This is a genomic window from Burkholderia sp. A9 (assembly GCF_000801975.1).
On sequence record NZ_JSZN01000033.1, the window covers coordinates 43,030 to 65,414 of the forward strand.

Genomic DNA, 22,385 nt, shown 5'->3' on the forward strand with positions numbered 1-22,385 from the left:
ACCGGTTACCGCCCGCCACCCCGGCCGAACCGTAAAATCGGCCGGCCACGGATCCGGCACCATTCGCTAAAGCTTGGCGAGCAAGCGCTGAAGTCCCATGTAGAGGGATTTTCCGGCCGTGACCCGGTACTCGGCATAAGTGGTAAGCAACCACATTTTCATTTTGCCTAGCTGCTGCACCGCCCAATTGCGCTTCAACCGTCCCTGCCCCGTCGCCTGCCGCTGCGCGTGAAGCAGCGCGATCGCGCGTTGCGCGTCGATCGCCATCCGTGAAACCGGGTGCACATAGCGCGGATAGCGCAGCAGCGTGCCCGCGACCAGTTCGTCGAGCGTCACACGGCGGCGACGCCGGGACCAGACCGGATGCGCGCTCGGCACATCACCGGCAGCCTGCGTTTGCACGCTCGACGACACGCTCGCAAAAACATCGCGCGTGAGCCCCCACCCTGCATAAAACGGCGCACCATAGCAGACGACGCGCTTGCCGCGCAGCAGCGCCTCGAAACCTGCCAGCGACGTCATCGTGTGCACCTCGTCCACCTGCTCGAGACACGCGATGACATCCGCATCGGGTGCGACGACGTCGGCAAGCCGTTTTGCCTTCTGCAGCGGGACTGCGCCCGCCCGGTTGCCGCTAACCACGTCCGGGTGTGGTTTGAAGACGATGAAGGCATCGGGGTGCGCCGCACGCACGGCCGAAAGCAATTCCAGATTCGTGGAAATCCACGGCGATCCCGTGCGAATCGACGCATCGTCCTCGACCTGGCCCGGTACCAGGATCACCGTTGCGGGCCGCGGCGTCGGCAGCGCGACGCCGCCCTCGCCAACGTTGTACTTACCGAGGCGCGAGTCGACCAATGCGGCGCGCACCGCGCCCGCTTCCTCCCGTTCACCGTCGTCGAACTCCGCCTGCTCGAGAATCGATTCCAGCCGCGACGGCGTGCGCGGATCGAAATAGATGCCGAGATCGTCGATCACGAGCGACAGCGGTGCGATCAGGTTCGAGCCGAGACCGACCGATCGGATGAAGCCGTCCTCCATACGCAGCACCGGCAAATTCAGCTCGCGAGCGACGGCCGCTACCTCGGGATGCCGCGCGCCCCATAACACGACGGAGCGTGACGGGTCGGGCGGAAGACGCCGCAACGCTTCCGGGCTAGCAACGAAGCGCACGCGCGCACCGCCCTGCCGCAGGAAAGGCGCGACGACGCTGCGCTTCCACAGGCTCAGGCTGACGCATACCAGTTCGCCGTGCGAAACGGTGTTCATGCGACGCTGTTTTGCGAGATGCGCGATCACGTCGAAGATGGTGCCGCGTTTACCGGTTTCGGGATTCACGTATCGGCAGTACTGCAGGTACGCGGCGTGGAACAGCTGAACCAGTGTTGCGCTACCACGGCGTTCCGCCAGCGCAGGCGCAGCCGGATGCCGATCGTCGGTCAAGCCCCAGCCGGCATACCACGGAAGCCCGAACGTCACTACGGGCTTGCCGCACATGAGCGCCTCGAAGCCCATCTGCGACGACACCGCGTAGACCTTGCCGACACGGTTCAGCAGCGATGGCGGGCTGACATCGAGCGGCAGCAGCCGGGCTCGCGAATCGGCGATCGCATCGTCGACGAGATAGCCTGCCTTCTTGCCGCACGTCACGTCCGGGTGCGTCTTGATCCAGACGGGCTTATCCGGATTTTCGGCGAGCGCGGTGGCCAGCATCGCGCGAAACGACGATTCGTCGGCGCCGCCGAGGCGAACCGCGACGTCGCCGCGCGTCTGGTCGATGACGAGAACGGCGTCGTCGCGCCAGTCTTCCGGCGGCACGAAGTCGGGCGCGTGGTTGTACTTGGACAGGCCGTGGCGGACGATCAGGGACATCGCGCGGCGGGCCGCGGCGCTGGCATCCGCGGATTCACGGCCAGCTGCGGCCGATTCCTTGACGAGTGCTTCGAGACGGGATGGGCGGCCTGCGTCGTAGTAGATGCCGAGGTCGTCGATGACGACAGAGAATGCGTCGCCGCCCTGCACGCCGAGCGACACCGAGCGCAGGAAGCCGTCCTCGATGCGCAGCACGTCGACGCCGGCGCGTTCTGCCCAGGCCTGCGCACGCTGGCCGCTTTCGCGAAGACCCCAGCCGAGCACGCCGGAAACGCCGGACAGTTGCCAAGGCAAGCGGCAGCTCACGACGCCGTCGAGCCACGGGTTCGTGCCGAGCCACGTCCACAGGCCGACACTTGGGAACGGAACGGCCCAGCGCAGCGGCCGGCTCACGGGCGCACCTCGTCCCGCTCAGTCGCCGTCAGCCCAGCGCGGCGTGCGGCCGGCGCGCGAAACAGCGCTTTCAATTGCCGCGCGAGACAGCGCGCGTACGGCGCGCGTGCGTAATGATGGTCGAAGCGGCGGCGATGGCGCCAAGACTGCTTCACGAGGCCGTCCGGACCTAGTGCATCCGGGCTCGAGTCTAGGTACGGCACGTCGTGCGCTTCGCAAAATGCACGGACGCGGGAATTGAATTCGAGCGCCAGTCCCGTCCGTTCCAGCTGGGAAGCCGATACGTGCTGGCGTACGGCTGCCGTTTCGTCGCCTGGCGCGGCCTGATCGGCGAGGGTCGGCAATGGGGCACTCAGTACCGCAACGCGATGCGAGGCAGCAACTTCGGCGATGAAGTCGCAGTAGTTGCGGATTGCTTCGTCGAGCAGTTCCGGAATCGGATTCGATCGGAACTCGACCAGTTTCCACAGCGAGTACGCGGTATCGACCTCTCCAAGGTTGAGCAATACCCAGTCGTGGCGCGATGATGCCAAGCGATCAGTAAAACGGAGCAGCGCCGACGTGATCGAATTCCGGTTTTCGATGCCGATCGCCGTTGCGCCGGGCACGTATTCGATGTCGAAGTGCACGCGCGGGAGCAATACAGCGAACCAGGCGTGTTCGAACACGCGAACGTGTGAATCTCCCAGAACCAGTACGCTTCTTGGCAGGCGTGCTTGGAAATTCCTAGCGATGAACCCCCATGCACAATGCAAATATTTAATGTGCATCGAGCGGGTATCCGGGCTCATTGGCCCACCACCTCGGCAATCTGCCGCAATCGATGTGCCCATGTATGATGACCAGCTACAAATTCGGCACCCGCGCGGGCCCGCTCAAGATCCTCAGCGGACGGCCCGTGCCGCAGGCGAGCAAACAATTCATGTGCCTCACTGGCGCTACGAACGACGTGGCAATATTCCGCGAACATCGCATCGACCGATACTGCGGGAGTTGTAACTGCAATGCCGCCGCATCCGAGTATCTCGACCAAGCGTCGTGAAAACATGGTTGGCGAGTCTTCGACGGTATTCACGTTCAGCGAGACCAGGTAGTCTCGATACAGACACGCCGTCGCCTCATGCGATATAGCACGCTTCACGTCAAGACCAGGTAATGAAGGGAAGCGATAATGCGCTGCTTTTCGATTCGAATTCCGGTCGATAACAGTCAGACCAAGCCCGCTATTACACGCCGCACCAAACAGCTTATCCTGCCACTCACGTCGACGCGGATGGTTTTCACTACTATAGCTTCCGACGAAATTCGCTCGACTGTATCTGAAATTGAAACCCGTGAAACCATGCGTCTTCGGCTGGATCGCAAACATCATCGGATGAACAGATGCGCGCTCCCCCATAATCTTCTTATAACGCGGAATTGCATTAGCATCGACTGTAAAGACATGATCGAACAATTTTGCGCTTTCGATGAATCGATCGAAGTGAACGGAATCCTCCTTATTCCAAAAAACAGTCGGAATCCCACGATCGCGCGCAGTCGACACAAGTTTCACGAGCGCCTGATTCGTCCGCCCCGGGTGGCTAGGATAAGACGCAATTTTATATTTCCATGAATCGCGAGGCCCCGACCAAGCAGACTCGACCAGCAAGAATTCTGGGCGACGCAACCACAACCGCCACCACGAGTCTCTCGGACCCAATTGGATAACTCTGCAATCGAAGTTGAGACTCGCCGCTGTCAGCGCATCTGCAACTAATCCAATGGTCGGCAACGCTTTCAACTTCAATCCCTCAAAAATACTATTGCAGAAATATTAAATTACAATCGGCGCCTTACACACGCACCTTGACATCACACCAATTTTTCCAGAATCAAGATGCCATCCCTCGGATTTCCGCCCCCGCATTCGAGCGCAAAAAAGGCGAGAGCACGCAATCGCCCCCCTTTAAATGCCGTTTCGAAGCCTTCCTTAGGAACTGGATTTCCCTTAAATCGTTTCATCAGATATCCAGCAATTTCCGGGCTTTCTTCTTGCGTCACCGAACACGGGAACGGCACGGCGAAGTACGTACCGACCGGGTGCCGCTCGGCAAGTTCGCCGATCTCTTTTGAGAAAAATCGAATAAATTCATCCAGTTTTGGGGGGGCTAAGTTAACGCAAGCGCCCCCAAGCATCGCCTCTATTCGAGATGCGGCAGCTTCCGGCAACACTTTCTCGAACACGAAATCTCTTTTTTCAAGTTTTCTTTTGTGTCGGCTGGAGTTCCCTCTGGCTTCTACATTGACATCGACCCTTTCCCGATTTTTCCGAGGGAACGCCCCTCCCCCACACAACACGCTATCATAAACCGCAACATCAATCGCACGAAACCCAACACTACCCTTAAATACATCAATACCAGCCCTGCCACTTCCAATATATAGATAGTTGATCGCCCTAACCCACGGATAATTGGAAATTACCCCATCCACAACATTAAATACATTCAAATTCATTACGCCATTTTTCACATGGTCTTTATGGCATAGAATTTGATTTATTTGCGCAAATTCACCAAAAATCAACACCGTTATGTACGAGACAAGCCTCCCGTCGAGAAACACACCAAAGAATTTCTCCGTGTGATACTGACACCCAACGGGGCTCGGGCTCAAGACATATTGCGGCGGATTTGAATAATAGTATTCAGGGATCGGCCTCCCTTGTCGCATTGGATCCGAAGTGCGAATCGCCACAATATCCGCCTCGTATCCTTCGGGGGCAACTTCCGAAAAGACATACCCCATACGCTTCGCCTTACGAAGCATGTTCCTGGATTTATCTCCGATCTCAAACAGATAGTCATCCGTGGTTTGCGGGATCACCAAGAACGCGGGCGCAGAATTTTGCAAATTAGCCGGGATTAACTCGCCGAACTCACTCGAGATATAAATATCACGCCGACCAAAATTTGCCTTCTTGTGTCTTTGCGCGACGGCATCCATGGACCGAAGCCATTTCTCGCAATGAGAAATGCAATGTGCGCCGCACTTATGTCTTCTCAGCAAGAAATTCACTGCCGGATAATTACCCGGTCTTACGTCTATCGCCTGAGTTACGGCTTCGCGTGAAGCGACGAGCCTCTCAGAATTAAATTTTGCGACATCAGACTCGATTTGAAAATCTTCGAGTACAACTGGCCCATCAAAATTCCAAATCTGGAATTTTATCGACTCCACCCTCTCGTCGATTTCAAAATCGACAAGCAGCCTCCCATCCCGAACAAATTCACTTAAATATTTGTAGTATCCGATTCGTGACTTAACATAGCCCATATTGGCTACACTGGTCTCATCAAGGGCGCCACCGCCCAGAATCAGGATAAAATTTCGATCTCCGGACAAATCACCCAGGAATCTAGCACTCAGTTTGATCGCTGCCCGCGACGCCGCACGCACTCGAATTTCAACATCTGAATGTGGACGTCGCAAAATTATCCGATCCACCCGTCCGCTGGCAATCCATTGGGATGGCGAACGGACGAAATGTCGAGAGATATTACGCCACATCAACAAGAGGAACCGTACCGCATGTAGCATCATATATCGTCAAACCTTTAATGAGTCGGACCATTCACCACAACCCCAAGCCTGTCTACCACACATTTATCGAAAATATGAATTACTGCTGCAACAACGAATTACCCTCTCTTGAGGTCGCGACATTCTTCAGCGCCTTCAATCCGATCACATCTCAATACGTCGACAGCAATCTCTGAATTTCGAAACAAACTCTGACATCGAAGTGGAGTCGGTCGCACTCTCAACTCTCTCGATATGATCACCAACAGGCAATCCATTTCCGAGCGAAACGATGGCACCCTTAATTTCCACTGTCATCGCCGGAAGATTTGCGCCGCTGCGGGCACTCCAATCAGAGTTAAATGGAAACTCGCAACCTTCGGTGCCAGTTGAACTCGGCAAATCGATTTCGCGCAGCGCTCTCTCTCCGAATATCCGCTCAACCTCCGCCCGATAGTTCCCGAGCCATTCCTTGTTATCCAACAATCCCTTCCTACGACTCAACCCACGCTTAAAAATCAAACACTCATATGTCGGACTCTTTTTCCCGAGCTCCGCCATTGGAATAAATGTATCGACCAGATCGAAATCAAAAATATGCGCCAGCAGTGAGACTTCGCGACGATTAAACAAATGGCGCACGCCCGTAGTAACCACACCATATTCCCTACGCATCAGCATCGAGAATTTACTCGCAAACACCTCCGATACCGCGGACCGATTCTTATTTTTTACCGCGGCATCCAAACGCAAATCATCAAAACCCTCGGTTTGAACAACAAGCAAGAGGCGACCTTCGTGTTCAACACATCGATTCGCCAGCTTGAACAACGAAATTGGGTCCAAATAATTAAATGAACCGCAGACCACAAAATCCACGCCACCGAAAGAATTCAATTCGTTATCACGAAGAGCAAGCAAATTTCTTTCATCAACAACGATATTGTCATTACAAGACAACTCCTTCGTCACATCGCGCAAGCTTCCAGCAAAAAATGCGTTTGTCTCATTTAAAGTTAGCTTTACATCCCCGCCAGAAAGCGCAAACCCGATCGACCAATTTCCAAAACCAGACCTTACATCCAATATTTTTTTTGGCTTAAATGGAAAAAGCCTTCTGCTTATTTGGACGCAATTCCGAACGCTCTCAGATTCAAATTTCGGAACAAGATATGACTCAAATCCACCGATCTGTTTGGCGTATTTAGATACATCATCTCGCCATTTGGAAACCATCGACTCAGCACCATTCACCAGATTCTTCAATGGCTGATTTAAGACGGACACCTCCCGATCAACACGATCATCAATCAGCGCCTGTTCGGCGGTCACGCACACAAATCCGCCGTTACTGATTGCATACTCCACGCATTGAATTAAATTATCAATGCCCCCATCAGACCACCGCGGCGGGTGAGCTTGCACGATAATTGATTGGTCAGCCCCGGCGCGCGCCAGTCGCTCATGAAAGGCCATTAGGTTCGGCTGCCCATCAGCAAATACATTGTATTCCGGCGTAAACTGTCGATACCCAGGAAAATCAACCTCATAAACGAAGTAATTTTCGAATCGCTGGCGCACCTCGAACAATGCCGCATCATTGAATTTATTGTAGGGAAATCCAAATCCACAAGCATCGATATTAAGAGTGTCACGAATTGCCTCGTGCCCCCTTACGAGATCATCGAGCAACTGAGCAATCGTCGCATTGTCGTATCGAATATGAGAAAATCCGTGATTCCAGATCTCCACCATTCCCAACTCGATTCCTGTCCGCAGGATCAAGATCAGCTCGGCTGGAGCATTAAACAAATGACGCCCGATTGTGCCAATTGAAATCGGGATTTTCTTATAGAGCGCCCAAGAGACGATGTCAAACGTCGGTTTGTGTGAATCGTGCCCAATATCATCGAGCTTTAGAATCATTTTTCTCATCAACCACCCCCAATTTTCTGACCAATTATCATGTGAATTCGCACATGAAATCTCGTCGCACCGCGATCCATCCAGCAACCAGCCGCCCTTTCGTCACCCGTCATCATAAAACTGATGGCCCCATATCAATCTAACGACGAATTTCACACCAAGTAACGAAAATACATTATTGCGCGATTACGCCCAGCTCCTTATCAAGCACAATATTTAGCGAAGATTGTCGACGCACACGCCCAGCGGCGCTTTCGCTTGCGAGCAAGAATTGGTCTGGATTATTATGCAATCTTTCAATGCCTCCAGAAAGACCGACCGCACTTTCAGACTCCGCCAAAATTGCGCAGTTACCATCAGTGAATTCAGGAATCGCTGCGACAGCATTTGTCACTGGCACCAAACCTGACGCCATCGCCTCATCACGAGATACTCCTTGCGTGTCCATGCGTGATGGGCAGAGAAAGATCCCATACTCTTTATGGAGCGCCGCGATCTCTGGTTGACTCAGAAACCGCCTCTGAATCTCGACGTTCTCGAATGCTCTGAGCGGCTCCAGCGTCTCGTCAAACAACGGCCCGTCGCCGACAAATAGGAATTTCATTTTCTTGAAAAATGATTTCTTTGACAGGTCAAGAACGGCCTTCACGCTCAGATCATTCGCATACACACGAGATGCATACGGGCGAATCGACAAAACTTTCATACGTTGCTCAGCGTCTTTAGGGACATAATCGAACATCCCGACATCAATTGGGTTATGGATGACACTGTACTTTTCCTTCGGCAACGTAATCGCAAGGTCTTCCATGGCCGTATCGGCCAGATATTGCGACACGAATACTAAATGCATCGATGGCGGCATGGATTCGAGAACACGGCGCCAAAACACATTTCGCTGCTCCCCCTTTGCCATTGCCGCATTACGTGCCTCTGCATTGTCATAAAGGAATGCCCGACGATGAAAGCTCTGAATATCAGCACCATGTAACCACACAACAATTTTGAGTTGGTCGGCATAACGCTGCAGCACGTTCCACATCGACTCATCGAGAAAATGCACAAGCACCGAGCGGTATTGGCCCGTCTCAAGCAATCGATTCAAGACGTCAGCACCACCCGTCATAACATCGGTATTTTCGAACTCTTGATATTCCGCCATTTGGTCTGCACGGAAGCGGAAGACATCGCAGCGAACACCGCGAGCTCGATAAGCTCTCACTCGACTATGTACGAATCCATTCCGATATAGATCGTCATACGATGGATAGTGGTTCGTCAGTACAAGGTGCCGACCTTGTGCAAACACGTCTGCCGGCAGGAGTGAACGATGACCGAGGAGCAACGATTGGACTCGCGCCGAACCGCTTGCATAGACACGCAGGCCGATTCGCAGATACGCAGTGTCCGCAGGCAGTTCAATATCCTGATTGCGATTCGCCGGTTTGACCACATGGCCAATACGCCCTTTCTTGCCATCGAGGAACAGCACGACGATCTGAAGGTTCAAGCCCGGTGAGACCTCCAGATGGAACTTCAAATGTCCATCACTAACGGAGAGTTCTGACGGTTCGAAATCGCGGTTCGCATACCAGTACTCGTGGGTTCCATCCGACAATGTCGAGTCGACTTCCAGGCATCCGCCACGCTCAACCATCGAGACACGACTATCTGCAGGCGGCTTCGTTAATAGCGATGCCAAGTCGCCTCCCCGAAGTTGAGGAAGTGCCGTGCTGTCCACTTGCTCTGGCTCTATAGCTTCCGCGCGCATCTGCATTTCGGCCAACGTCAGTCCCTGATTAGGCAAATCAGCGTCGTCGACGAATGCACGGCTAGCGTCATCGAGCGCGACGCCACTCCTACAGTAATTGAACTCGTCTATCGCAAAACTAGCATCGTCTGTGAACTGCGCGGTATATAACTCTCTCACCCAGTCGCGAAGTGTCACACTCGATAATGTATCGAGACGTGCCATACCCGCTCGTGCCGCGATGGCCTTAACAGGTGTATAGGCTGCATTGCCTTGAGTAAGCGACAGACCTTTATTGTTCGACCACACGTACTGTGCAACCTTGCCAATCGCATGCGCATTCGAGTAACGCGTAGCAAGTGCAAGATCCGTTAGATAATTTTCACCATAATGATCATCTGCGACCATAACGGATAGCCATGCAGTGGGTGACGCAAGCGCAGGCAATGTAATGGTGTCCGATTCAATCGCAGACAGCACACGTACTGCACTTCCCTCCACCCCCGAGGGGCTGAACTGATCAGGCACGACAAGTATCAAGGTCTTGTGCTTGTACCGCTGCCGCGCAAATGCCTGCAGGAGACGATCCGCCTGCAATTGATCTTTCGCGTAACCAGTCACTACGATCTGTGGCAGCAGAGATGGCAGAGTTTCGCCACTGACTTTCGATATCATGTATGCGAGCCGATCCTGATACGTATGCTCGCTCATTACTTTTCGCAATGCACCCAATCGCAGTTTTCGCACCCCGACATCATCTCCCGCGAGCGATTCTAGTCGGCGGCGAATTTCCAAACCGCTATCACTTGTGACAACCAGGTCCCCGAACATCAAGCGAACGCCTCTCGAGAAATTACTCACCGTGATCGTGTTGGACGCCAGTAGCTCATAAACACGGCGCGCGAACATCGATTGCGATTGCTTGATCGAGTTCAGATTGATTGCGAACTTATATCCCTTGTACGCCTTGTCAATTTCGGAATACGGAAGATTTCCGACAATAAATGGCTGATATTCAATAGGAAACTTATAATTAGGATCGTCTTTTCCGTAATTTCTGTCGTAAATTTCCAACGGCCGATATTCTGGCAAATTGACGATGAAATTCCCGAGATCGCGCGTACGCTCAGGGTAACGGGAATAGTACGCACCTGCGAAACAGAAAGCATCTTTCCGCTCGTACTTCTCGATTGGATTATTGACGAGCGGCTGCGCGGCAAACGGCAGAAAATAGACCCGATCATGCCCCAGCGCGGATTTATATCGATGAATACAATCGATATCCGTCGTGAAGATGAAGTCAAAGAGTTTCGCTGTAGACAAAAATGTCTCGAAATGGACGGGATCTTCCTTGTTCCAGAATATTGTCGGAATTTTATGATCGCGACACCACTCGACGATGTTGACGACCTCTTGGCTCTTGTGGCCGACCTTGCTGCCCCACAGATCGTCCTTTCCTCGCCAAGCCGATTCGATGAACAGCATATCCGGATTGAACGCACTCAACTCACTTTGCCAATGTGTCGGCGTAAGCTGCAGCAAATTGCATTCCGGATCGTAGGATCCGAAAGTAAACTCGTCCATGATCGCCGCGACCTTGAGCAGCTTCATGCGATGTATCAACTGTTGACCGTTGTCGTCGTGTAGCCCCTGCAATCGAGCTCGCGCCGCGTCAGCCACGCGCTCGACGGCTTCGATCCGGTTGGGAGCCGTGACGGCAATCGCGACTGATTTCACTTCGGTCGATTTTGGCCCCTTGGCAATTCGCTCATCGCGCCGCTGCTTGGCCAATTTGTGAATTGTCCACAGCTTGACAGGTAGCGCCACAAATTCGCGCCAGGATTTGGTGCCAAATATCAACGCATGTCCCAACTGAAAGGACAGCGTATTCTTTGTTCGGAGAACTTGCTGATTTGCCGCAACGACCTGTTGTCGCAAGCGCTCGACCTGCACATTTGCTTCCGTCAGCGCCACCTTGTGACGGACGGCATCCAACTTGATCCGCTCATGCGCTGCAGAACTTGCTTTGCTCTCCGAGCGCAGAACCGAGAGCGTCGATTTGAGTTCCTGACGCTCTGCCTCATGGTCCGTATGCGCCACTTCCAGCGTGCCGAGTTTTTTCTTGAGCTCTGAAAGACTATTCGCGTGTTGTAGTTCTTGCTGCTTCGCCGAGTCTCGCACGGCGTCCATTTCTTCAGCAAGGCGACTGACTTTCTCACTTCGCCGCGCGAGCTCCGTCTCGAGAATCTTCACGTCCTCTGTCAGATGGTCGATTTGCTCGGAACGAGCACGTCCCGTCGACTCGAGCAGATCAATCTCAGCCTCGGCATCCGCTCGGAACTGTTGAAACTCCGCGCCTTCCTGCTTGCGCAATGCATTCAATTCATCCAACGCCGCCGTGAGCTTGGTTACATCGCGATTTAGTTGAATCTCATCGTCTGCTCGGCGTGCGAGTTGCACTTCCAAGGCCGTGTTTTTGTCACACACAACTTCGTGGGCGTGACGCAACTGTTGGGTTTCAGCGCTCAATTGCTCGATGACCTTGGTCTGCGCTGTTCGCTCTGCCTGCAACTCAGCGAGTTGAGCACCATATTGGCCACACTCGAGCCGCAGTGAATCCAGTTCTTTAACGTGTTGGCTCTCCATACGAGCCAAGGACGCATTCAACGCTTCGATTTCTGCGGTCAGCCGTATAATTTCGCTCGACTGGCTTCCGCTCGAATTTCTCAGCGTGGCAATTTCGGCCGTCAGCAGCGCGCGCTCGCGTTCGTTTTCCGCGGCCGTGACTAATTGGGCCGCCCGCTGCTCGGTCAATTCGGCTGAAAGTTTCTCTGATCGCGCTGCAAGATTTGCCTGTTTGGCGTGTAGCGTTGCTAATTGCTTCTGCACGCGATCGCGATCGGCCTGGACTCGGCTCAACTCCGCTTGAAGTGACAGCGCCTGCATTTCGAGGACGCGGCCATCACTTACAGCACCATGGAAGTTTACCAGTGCCTCTTCGAGGCGACGCCGAACCTCGGCCGTTTCCTCTTGCAGTCTTCCTTGTTCCGCTCCAGTACGGGCCTGCAGTTCGGCCCCCCACTGCTGCCAGTCGTCGAGGCGGGCCTTTGCGTCCGCGTCTGCCTGCGTCGCAAGCGCGCGGCTGATAGACAACTCTCGTTCGGTTTCGGTCAAACGCTGCCCTGACTCGGAAGCAGCGTCCTGCGCCTCGCTCAGTTCGTGACGCGCAATCTCCAGTGCAGCCAGATTCGCATCCATTTGTGCCTTCAGACCGGCAACGCGCTCCTCGGCATTGCGATGATCAACATTCACTGCGTCAAATCGCAGTTTTACGTTGACCAGATCAGTTTCGAGCGCGACCTTCGTCGCAGCCATATCGCTAATCTGCAACTTGTATTGTGCGACCTGCTCCGTCACAAAACGATACTTCTTATTCGCCTCGTCGAGCTTCTTCTGCGTCTCTTTTAATTGAAACGCGGTCTGATAAATACCGCGTGCTATCGCTGTATGAAGACGGGAAAAACGCAGGTCGAGTGGAGCCTGCTCGTTCGGAACGAATAGATGTGTTGGCGTCGCGTTGAAGGTTTCCCAATAGCAATAGCCAAGCTCGGCCAAGTACTCGGCCACCTTCGAAAAATGCTCTTCGTCAACGCACTCTACATAGATCAACGGGCGGTTGCGTTCCAAAAGCTTGATCGCACCATGCAGGACATCGAACTCCATGCCTTCGACGTCGATCTTGATCAACTTGACGGGTTGGTCGAAGGCGAGCGAGTCGAGCGAGACGATCTCGATATCCCCCTGTCCAACCTCCACGGACTGCGCGCCGAGATTGTCGACGTACAGTTCAGCAAATCGCCCCTTTCCGCGTTCAGCACCAACAGCACATTGCTTTACAGTCAGGCGCTCGCTGGCGTCGTTCTCATCGGCGCTCAGGCGTAGCGCAGCACAAAGTTCCGCGTTCGGTTCGAACGCGACAACTTTGCTACCACGCACCATGGCCATATAGAGTGCGTGGTTTCCGATATTCGCACCAATGTCGAGAACCAACTCCCCCGGCTGCACACGCGAGGCCATATCCTCTAGCATGGCGAGCTCGTAGGGTTTGCCTTCTGTATTGATCTTTCCCTGGATATAGTCAGTCTGAGCGTGAGGAAGCAGTATCCTGTAAAACGTGTTTTCGACATGCAGTTCACAGTAGCTGTCGTCTGATTCGACGTTCACGCTCATACCGACTTCCTTACCTCTTTTAGTTTAAATTCGCCTTTCCACCAAGTTTGGCGGACAGCCACATGCCCATCTCAGGACCAGATGCCCTTTGCATCGACCAGCCGCTGATCCGTACGCAGGGCGGGTTTGACCTCCTTGAAGCACGCATGATCGACAAGCATGACGAGCACATCCGCTTGCCTTAGCGCCTCATCTCGATCGACCAATTGCACGCCACTCGCGCCCAGTTCACTCGGGATCGTTTGCACGTGGGGCTCGACAGCGATGACTTGCCCCGGATAGGCGTCTGCGAGCTTTTGTGTGATGCCAAGAGACGGGCTTTCACGCAAATCGTCGATATTTGGTTTGAATGCGAGTCCAAAGCAAGCAATCTTGATATTTCGTTGCAATTTTCCGGCAGTACAGAGCGACTCGATCCCTGCCCGAACCTTGTTGATCACCCAACGTGGTTTAGCATCGTTAACCTCTCGCGCCTGTCGAATCAATCGCGCCTGATCAGGGGTCTTGTTGACGATGAACCAAGGATCAACCGCGATGCAGTGGCCGCCAACCCCAGGGCCCGGTTGCAGGATGTTGACCCGCGGATGATGGTTCGCGATGTTGATCAGTTCCCAGACGTTGATATTGAGCTTGTCACAGATGAGCGAGAGCTCATTTGCAAAAGCAATATTGACATCCCGGAAGGCATTTTCCGTTAGCTTCGACATCTCGGCGGTGCGAGCATCCGTAATATGAAGTTGACCGTCAACGAAGGTCCGGTAAACCTCTTGCGCGCGTACGGCGGAAACACTGTTGATACCGCCAATGACGCGATCATTCTCGATCAATTCCCGGATGACGTGGCCGGGCAGTACCCGTTCCGGGCAATAGGCAACGTATACATCACATTCGTCCCGATCCTTGCTCGGGAATACGAGATCCGGACGCGCTTTCGCCAGCCATTCGACCATTTGCTCCGTCGTGCCGACAGGTGATGTCGACTCCAGAATCACGATGTCGCCCTTCTTGAGAACCGGCGCGATCGATTCGCTCGCGGCCTTCACATACGATAGATCCGGCTCGAAATTGCCATGAAAAGGCGTCGGCACGGCAATCATGAAAGCGTCTGCGGCTTCCGGTTGCGTGGTCGCACGCAGCCACCCTTCCGTAACGGCTGCGTGGACGACGATGTCGAGTTCCGGCTCGACGATATGAATTTCGCCTCGGTTAATCGTATCGACGGCGTGCTGGTCGATATCGACGCCGATTACCTTGATCTTTCGCGAAGCGAGCACTGCTGCGGTCGGCAAACCGATGTAGCCCAGCCCGATGACCGAGATAGTTTGGATGGGGTGTTTCACGGAACGTCCTTGATGATCTGTTGGGCGTGCGGCAAGCCATCGTCTCCTGGCCAGTAGCGGATAGATAGACAAGCCGTGCGCTCTGCTATTGCGAGTTCAACCAGCGACAGTCTGCACGACTCCAAACGCCATCGATGTCGACCAATTCCCACGTTGATTGTCGTTGCCGCCTGCGAGTTGCTTAACAATGCGCTCACACGCTCGTCCATCCCCATAAGGATTGTGCGCACGCGCCATTTCTTCGTAACGCACGGGGTCGTCCAGCAGTTCGCGACAGGCCGCAACGATCCGATGGCTGTCCGCGCCGACCAAACGCACCGTGCCTGCAGCAACGGCTTCAGGTCGCTCCGTCGTATCACGCATGACGAGTACGGGTTTGCCAAGCGACGGCGCTTCCTCCTGAATCCCGCCCGAATCGGTCAGGATTATTGTCGAGCGCGACATCAGATAGACAAATGGAAGGTATTCCTGGGGATTCAGCAAGTGAACGTTCGCAATATCCGCGAGGATTTCTTCGGCGGGTAGCTTAACTTGCGGATTCAAATGGATCGGATAGACGAAATCGACGTCCGAATATTGAGCTGCGAGTTGGCGGATCGCACGACAAATATTCCGGATGCCATCGCCAAAATTCTCGCGCCGGTGAGCCGTCACGAGCACCATGCGACGCCCCGCACGCAGCATCGGAAATGCGTCGCGCATTTGGCGTTGCAGCATAACGTCTCTATCGAGGCGCTGAGTGACGGTCAACAACGCATCGATGACTGTATTGCCCGTCACGATGATGTCTTCATCATGCACGCGCTCCGCTAGCAGATTTTCTCGCGATGCGTCAGTCGGTGCAAAATGAATGTCGGCAAGCTGGCCAGTGAGTTTGCGATTCCCCTCTTCCGGCCAAGGCGAATACATGTCGCCGCTACGCAACCCTGCCTCGATATGTCCGACCTTGATCTTCAGATAGAACGCCGCCAATGCGCTCGCGAACGTTGTGGTCGTATCACCATGCACAAGCACATAGTCCGGTCGAAACGACTCGAGAACGGGTGTGATCTCGCTCACGATATCGCAAGTTATTGACTGGAGTGTCTGCCCCGCCTTCATCAGATTCAGGTCGTAGTCCGGCGTTATCTCAAATAATTCAAGGACTTGATCCAACATTTGCCGGTGCTGCGCGGTGACGCAAACGCGACATTCCACACCCGGCTTCCCCCTAAGCGCATGCACCAGCGGCGCCATCTTGATCGCCTCTGGCCGCGTGCCAAACACGGTCAGAATTTTCATGATTAATTTATTGCTCTTGTGTAAGCCCGGCCTAGGGCAAACTGCCGAGATGCGCTCGTGCCGGAACGCAACGCGGCCCTCTTATTGTTACGTTACGCGATACGTAACCGCGTAACGTAACGTCCCACCAGTTACCACCAGAAAATCACCTTTGCAGCAACTGCCAGCTGATACAGGATCTGGGTAATCCCGCGGGTGATCTCGATGCTCTTCGATTTAACCTTCGGCAACACCATCAATTCGTCACCTGCAGCAATCTTCGTACCACCTTCGGCAAGTTCAGCCTTGCCGTTCTGGTGAATCACAACGATCTTGCTGTTGTCGGCCTTCTGCGTGTAGCCGCCAACATGCGAGATGTAGTCGTTCGCCGTCATGTCCGACTGCCATTCGACGGCATTCGGGAAGAGCACCTCTCCATGCACCATGACAACGCTGGTTCGTTCGGGGATATTGATGACGTCGCCATCCTCGAGGATGACACTCCCCATCGTCTGCTCGTTGAGAACGACTTGCCCCTTGAAATCGGTCTTGCTGGCAAGCGCGGCAAACTTTGTGATGCTCTCCGCTTCCTTCGCTCGCAAGTTCGCTTCTTCGCTCGTCGCAGACGGTGCCGACAATGCGGCTTCCTGGAGCTTCTGGAGCTCGACGGCCAACATTTCCTTTTGCCGATCAGCTACCGACTTGCGGAACAACTGCGCCTCGTCCACGCGCGACAACGGATTGGCCCGGATCTGACTCAGGACTTGCTGCATCGTCGAGCCGTACGGCAACACCAGCGCATGTTCGCCGGAATGCGCGCCTTCGACACGCACCTGGATCGTGCCGGCGTAGCGGTCTGACGTGACAATCAACTGATCACCGTCATTCAACTTGACATTCGCCGCTTCAGAGATCGGGTAGTACTCGCTCGTTTTCTCGCTGCCCTGCCGACGCACGATGCTGACGTGCGTCGCTCCCGGCTTTGGCCGCGCAACCGCCAAAGCCTGCTGAAGCGTAATCACGGATGTCGCAAACTCGAAGTCATAGGCGTTGTAGACTTCGCCGCGAACCGTGAAGACGTGCTCACGCGGCCCCACGACGATCACGTCACCGTCGGCCAATTGCAACTGTTCGATCACGCCATTGAGCAGAAAGTCATATAGATTGAAGTGCTTGCGCACCACGCCACCACGCTTGACCATCACATCGACATAACTCCCGCGGTCGACGTCGACACCGCCAGCCTTGTCGATATAAGACAGAATGCTTTCCGAGGCGATGCCACCATACATGCCGGGTTGCTTGACGTACCCCGTGACATACACCTTCACGGGTTGTGCAACGTCCAGGCTCGCGTATACATTCACGTTTGCTTTGTAGACCTTGCGCACTTCAGCAAGCACGCGTCCGTTCAGATCAGCGTTACGGACACCCGCCACTCCGACAGGCCCGACATTCGGTACAAAAATATTGCCTTGTGGATCGACAATCAGTTGACCGTCGAACGCGAACGCCCCCCACATGCGCAGCGTTACGGTGTCTCCGATACTGACCTGGTAACCCGGATTGAAGCCGGTACCCCGACTGTTGTGGAAGGTTCCACCAAATAATTGCGAGCCGAACATGCTGTTCGGCACTTGGGGCGCAACCGTGACATCGACCGGGCTCGGAGCAGCACCGCCGGGTCCCGTTTGCTGGCGCGAAAACTTTACGCTTTGGAGTGCAAGTGATGCGGCCGTCAAATCATCGGGGCTATAGCTGAAACCGGTCGACTGGCCGTTTCCGATAGAGGCCTTAGGCGACGTTGAACTGGTGTCACTTTCGCTCGCCGATATCCCGAATAGCGAGTCGGTAACCGCAGCCCAAGCACTCACGCTCGCAGCGCTCAAAGCTAGCGCCGCTATTGCCTTCCGGTTTCTCGATAAATTGATCATTTGAATTCATATAGTCGTCGACGGCCACATATTTCCGCTAGCCCGGTAGCGGCAGCGACGATTGAGCCGCTGAGCCCTCATTCAGATGGGCGCAATGCCGCCAGCACCAGCAACACCACACCCTCAAATCGCCAACGTTACGTCCTGTGATCTTCGATGATCGCCTGCGTCAGTCTGATTACGCCAAATAACAACAACAAGCCAACCACAAGAGACGCCAGAATGTGAAGCTTGCGCGGATACTCTGCTTCTTCCGGCAAATTTGGCGTCACAATCACCGAAAGACTCTTGGCCTTGTGAGACGATTCAATTCGCGCCTTTTCGAAGGTCGACAACGAAACCTTGTACAAGTCTGTCGCAAACTGCAGGCGAGCCTTGAGCTCCGCATATTGCGCGGCCGTACGGTTCATCTTGCCGTCACCGGGCGCACTGAGCTTGGCCTTTTCGACCGCAATTTGCGCAGTAAGCGACGACAGCGCATTTCGCTTGGCGACGACAGGCGGTGCATCTTCGTTCATGTATGTCAACAAGTTTCGCAGCTCCGCCTCGAGTTCAGCCTGCTTTGCCTGCATCTCTACCACCATCCGGCCGCCCGCTTCGGCGCTTGCTGTCGGATCCAGCATTCCGGTCTTGTTTTCGAACGCAATGACCGCGTCGCGCGCCCCCTTCACCTCATCGTACGAGCGATCGATTTCTTCTCGCGCGAACTGCATGTCATTTCGAGAAATGCGGTGCGACAGCTCATTCAGAAACGACTCACTTTCACCGAGAAGTGCCCGATTGAATTTTTGTGCAAACTCGGGTGACATTCCTTGGGTGCGAATCGTCGCGATGCCAGTTTTGTCATCAACATCTACACTGACTCGACGCTGGTAATACTTCAACATTTCTTCACGCGTCGCATCTGGCGAAAGCCTGTTGAACAGATCCAGCCCGACGTGACCGAACGCTTGCCTTAAATTCAGCCGTGCATCAATTTTCGCAAGCATGTCCGGAGACTCGATATACTCTTTGAGCACGGTCGCGTCGTCCCGCGCTGAAGCGTCGCCCCCTCCACCCAACAGGGCCTGAATATTCAGCCCTGCGCCGACTGATCGCCCCGAATCTTTCACCAACACTAACGATTCACTAACGTAACGATCGCGGGAAACCACCCCGAGATACAAGCCGCAAACGATGAGAGGTACAGCAATAAGCGATACCTGTAGCGGATGCTTGCGCAGCTTACTCAACCATTCAGACATTGTTTTCTTGCTTGTAGACTTCGATTGCTTCGTTCACGTCCGAGTAATATTCGACCTTTCCATTGCCGATCAACAGTCCGACATCACAAAGTCGACTTACTTCGTCGAGACCATGCGAAACAAAAATGAACTGACTGACGGTTCGCTTGGACTCCATCAGCGCCTCACCTTTCTTTCTGAAAACAGCATCACCGACCGCCGTCACCTCGTCGATCACGTAGTAGTCGAAATCAAAGGCCATTGACAGGCCAAAGCCCAGTCGAGCCCGCATACCAGTCGAATAACTGCGAATCGGCATGTCGAAAAATCTGCCGAGGTCGCAAAAATCAGCAACGAAGCGCACTTTGTCCGCCAGCTCATCTTTGCTCGCATAAAGACGCGCGACAAATTTGACGTTCTCACGCCCCGTCATGCTGCTCTGAAATCCGTTCGCAAGACCGACCGGCCAGGATATGCGCTTGTTTGTCACCACTCGACCGCGATCTGGCCTGTCGATGCCACCAATGATGTTGAGCAATGTACTCTTGCCTGCTCCATTGCGGCCGATCAATCCGATACTTTTCCCGGAAGGAACTTCGATATCTACGTCCTTGAAAACGTAATGTCGCCCCGACGGCGTCTTGTACGATTTTGTAATCTTCTCGAGACGAATCATGATCGCAACAAGGATGGTTCGCGAGCTTTATACACCGCAAGGCCAACAAAAAGAATTGCAAGCGCGCAAAAGGTCATATATCCGAGACTAACGTTCTCGACCGCATACGCTGGCACAATCGTATGCCTTAACAATTCAAATGCGTGAGCGAGTGGATTCCACATTATCCAACCGCGATACTCGACAGGGATACCAGTAATCGGATACATCACCGCACTTGTGAAGTACAGTGGACGCATGAAAAGCGGAATCACTTTCTCGCTGACCGGGAATTCGTGACCGATCACCAAGAAAATAATACCAACCCCCAATCCGAGCAATACCAACACCCCCCAAATTGCAACAAGCTCAGGAATATTACCTAATTGAACCCCTTGCCCGGTCAAACCGAGAATCACGAGCAGGACAACAAATACAGAGACGCTAATAATGCACTCGAGGCCAGCTCGCGCAATCAATGTATCCAGTGGATGCACTGGCCGATAGCTAAGTAGCCCAAGATTCGCCTCTAGCGCATTCAACGAGCGCAAGGCGATATTGACGAACATGAAATACGGCACTAAGCCGCAAATCAAAAATACAGGGAAGGAAATGCCCGGCATTGCGTGCTTCGCGATCAGCCCCAGAAGCGCGAACAAGATGAGCATGTGCACGGCCGGCTCGAGAAATATCCACAAATAGCCGAGCCGATGCTTGCCGAACCGGGTCTTCAGTTCACGCAAGAAGAGTGCATATACAACTCGTCGTTGAATGGAGAACGCCTCGCTCAGCCTGGAGCCTCCGTTTGACGGCTCGCCCATATGCAACCCCGGTTCCTCTTTTTCTGTTTACGCTCCGCGCACAATGGACGCACTTCGACGTCCCGCGCAACCCCGAAAATGGCCTACATTTGCCCTCGGCATTACCACCGAGGCGCCGCATTGTACCAGTTTACAGATGCGAAAACTTACTTACTTTTAAAACTTTTAACTGTTTTATACATGCTTGCGACACCCGAACCATCCTTCTATGACAGGAAGTAGAACCACCACCCGCGCGAGCCCCATCCACCGTGGCTCCGCCGCCCGGCAAGTCTATTTGTCGAAACAATATCTCGTAAAATCCCGTAATAAAATGGCATCGCTCTCCATCGCCCCGCTTCCTTACAAGTCACCACGGAGCCCCCCCCCATGCTGAACCTCGAAACCGCCCAGCAATTCCTGATGACCCGCGGCCTGGACTTCGGCCTCAATCTCCTCGCAGCCATCGTCCTCTGGTTCGTCGGCCGTTGGGCAATCCGCATCGGGTCGCGCCTGCTCGGCAAGCTCGTACAACACAGCGGCAAAGTCGATCCAACCCTCGCCGACTACCTGACCTCAGTCGTCAGCGTCCTCCTGACAATCCTGCTGATCCTCGCGATCCTGCAGATCTTCGGCGTGCAGACTACGTCCTTCGCCGCCCTCCTCGCCGGTCTCGGTCTCGCGATCGGCACGGCCTGGGGCGGCTTGCTCGCGCACTTCGCGGCCGGCGTATTCATGCAGGTGCTGCGACCGTTCAAGATCGGTGACGTGATCAACGCCGGTGGGGTCACCGGCACAGTGAAGGAACTGGGCCTGTTCGGCACGACGATCATCACCGCGGACAACATCGTGACGATCGTCGGCAACAACAAGATCTTCTCGGACAACATCGCGAACTACAGCGCGACGGCGTACCGCCGCGTTGACCTGACTGCGAAGATCGCGAACGGCGTCGACGCGGTCGACGCGATCAACCGCCTGAAGGAAGCGGTAAAGAATATCCCGAACGTGCTGACGACTCCGGCCCCGGACGTCGGCGTGTTGCAGTTCACGCCGGAAGGCCCTCTGTTGTTCGTGCGCCCGTCCACGCAGCCGGCAAACTACTGGCAGGTGTACTGCGACACAAACCGCGCGATCCTCGACACATTCCGCGACGCGCAATACCCGACGCCCGAAACGCCGATCTCGCATCGCACAACCTGACCTTCTAATACCGACCTGCGTTTGGTTAATTTTTAGCACTAGAAAAAACCCTCGAGAGCCCTAGCTGTCGAGGGTTCTTGCGTAGTCGGGGCGAGAAAGTTTGAACCTCCGACCGCGTGCACCCCATGCAGCAATGTTAAGACGAAATACTTCTTTACGCTCGGTTGGTTGCAAGACATCACTCTAATGAAATGCTCAAAAAACGAGCAAGCTCTGGCGCGGCTTTGCGCCGAGC

13 protein-coding genes are annotated in these 22,385 nt (G+C 54.4%); 1 reads left to right on the forward strand and 12 read right to left on the reverse strand.

The window, feature by feature from the left end:
- Positions 1–66 precede the first annotated feature (66 nt).
- The 12 genes from PI86_RS13755 to PI86_RS13800 all read right to left on the reverse strand — a co-directional run bounded on the left by PI86_RS13755 (position 67) and on the right by PI86_RS13800 (position 20,968).
- Positions 67–2,265, reverse strand: a complete 2,199-nt coding sequence (locus PI86_RS13755; protein ID WP_039323376.1) for a capsular polysaccharide biosynthesis protein — start codon at positions 2,263–2,265, stop codon at positions 67–69.
- Positions 2,262–3,056 carry an SGNH/GDSL hydrolase family protein gene (locus PI86_RS13760; protein ID WP_235362774.1) on the reverse strand — a complete coding sequence of 265 codons (795 nt, stop codon included), beginning with the start codon at positions 3,054–3,056 and terminating at the stop codon, positions 2,262–2,264. Before PI86_RS13760 ends, PI86_RS13755 begins: the two co-directional genes overlap by 4 nt.
- Complete coding sequence (locus tag PI86_RS16605; protein WP_235362780.1) at positions 3,053–3,820, reverse strand: CgeB family protein; 768 nt, start codon at positions 3,818–3,820, stop codon at positions 3,053–3,055. The genes PI86_RS13760 and PI86_RS16605 overlap by 4 nt, the downstream gene beginning before the upstream one ends.
- Before the next feature lie 299 nt (positions 3,821–4,119).
- On the reverse strand, positions 4,120–5,847 hold the full coding sequence (locus PI86_RS17165) for a hypothetical protein (RefSeq protein WP_152608110.1): 1,728 nt from the start codon (positions 5,845–5,847) through the stop codon (positions 4,120–4,122).
- Between the two features lie 147 nt (positions 5,848–5,994).
- Positions 5,995–7,755, reverse strand: coding sequence for a polysaccharide deacetylase family protein (locus tag PI86_RS17170; protein WP_161792369.1), 1,761 nt, complete (start codon positions 7,753–7,755; stop codon positions 5,995–5,997).
- A gap of 175 nt (positions 7,756–7,930) precedes the next feature.
- Positions 7,931–13,735 carry an FkbM family methyltransferase gene (locus PI86_RS13770; protein WP_082012241.1) on the reverse strand — a complete coding sequence of 1,935 codons (5,805 nt, stop codon included), beginning with the start codon at positions 13,733–13,735 and terminating at the stop codon, positions 7,931–7,933.
- A gap of 71 nt (positions 13,736–13,806) precedes the next feature.
- The gene (gene wecC, locus PI86_RS13775; RefSeq protein ID WP_039323382.1) at positions 13,807–15,075 is read right to left on the reverse strand and encodes a UDP-N-acetyl-D-mannosamine dehydrogenase; all 1,269 of its coding nucleotides are present in this window, start codon (positions 15,073–15,075) and stop codon (positions 13,807–13,809) included.
- A gap of 96 nt (positions 15,076–15,171) precedes the next feature.
- The gene (gene wecB, locus PI86_RS13780) at positions 15,172–16,356 is read right to left on the reverse strand and encodes a non-hydrolyzing UDP-N-acetylglucosamine 2-epimerase (protein ID WP_039323385.1); all 1,185 of its coding nucleotides are present in this window, start codon (positions 16,354–16,356) and stop codon (positions 15,172–15,174) included.
- A gap of 131 nt (positions 16,357–16,487) precedes the next feature.
- The gene (locus PI86_RS13785) at positions 16,488–18,269 is read right to left on the reverse strand and encodes a polysaccharide biosynthesis/export family protein (RefSeq protein ID WP_039323388.1); all 1,782 of its coding nucleotides are present in this window, start codon (positions 18,267–18,269) and stop codon (positions 16,488–16,490) included.
- A gap of 137 nt (positions 18,270–18,406) precedes the next feature.
- Positions 18,407–19,513, reverse strand: a complete 1,107-nt coding sequence (locus tag PI86_RS13790) for an LPS biosynthesis protein (RefSeq protein ID WP_039323391.1) — start codon at positions 19,511–19,513, stop codon at positions 18,407–18,409.
- Positions 19,506–20,168: an ABC transporter ATP-binding protein gene (locus PI86_RS13795; RefSeq protein ID WP_039323394.1), complete on the reverse strand. Its 663-nt coding sequence runs from the start codon at positions 20,166–20,168 to the stop codon at positions 19,506–19,508. The genes PI86_RS13790 and PI86_RS13795 overlap by 8 nt, the downstream gene beginning before the upstream one ends.
- The gene (locus PI86_RS13800; RefSeq protein ID WP_052319455.1) at positions 20,165–20,968 is read right to left on the reverse strand and encodes an ABC transporter permease; all 804 of its coding nucleotides are present in this window, start codon (positions 20,966–20,968) and stop codon (positions 20,165–20,167) included. Before PI86_RS13800 ends, PI86_RS13795 begins: the two co-directional genes overlap by 4 nt.
- Before the next feature lie 369 nt (positions 20,969–21,337).
- On the opposite strand from PI86_RS13800, the gene PI86_RS13805 reads away from it, so the two are divergent.
- Entirely contained in the window at positions 21,338–22,150 is an 813-nt protein-coding gene (locus PI86_RS13805; RefSeq protein ID WP_039323397.1) for a mechanosensitive ion channel family protein, read from the forward strand.
- The last annotated feature ends 235 nt before the right edge of the window (positions 22,151–22,385 follow it).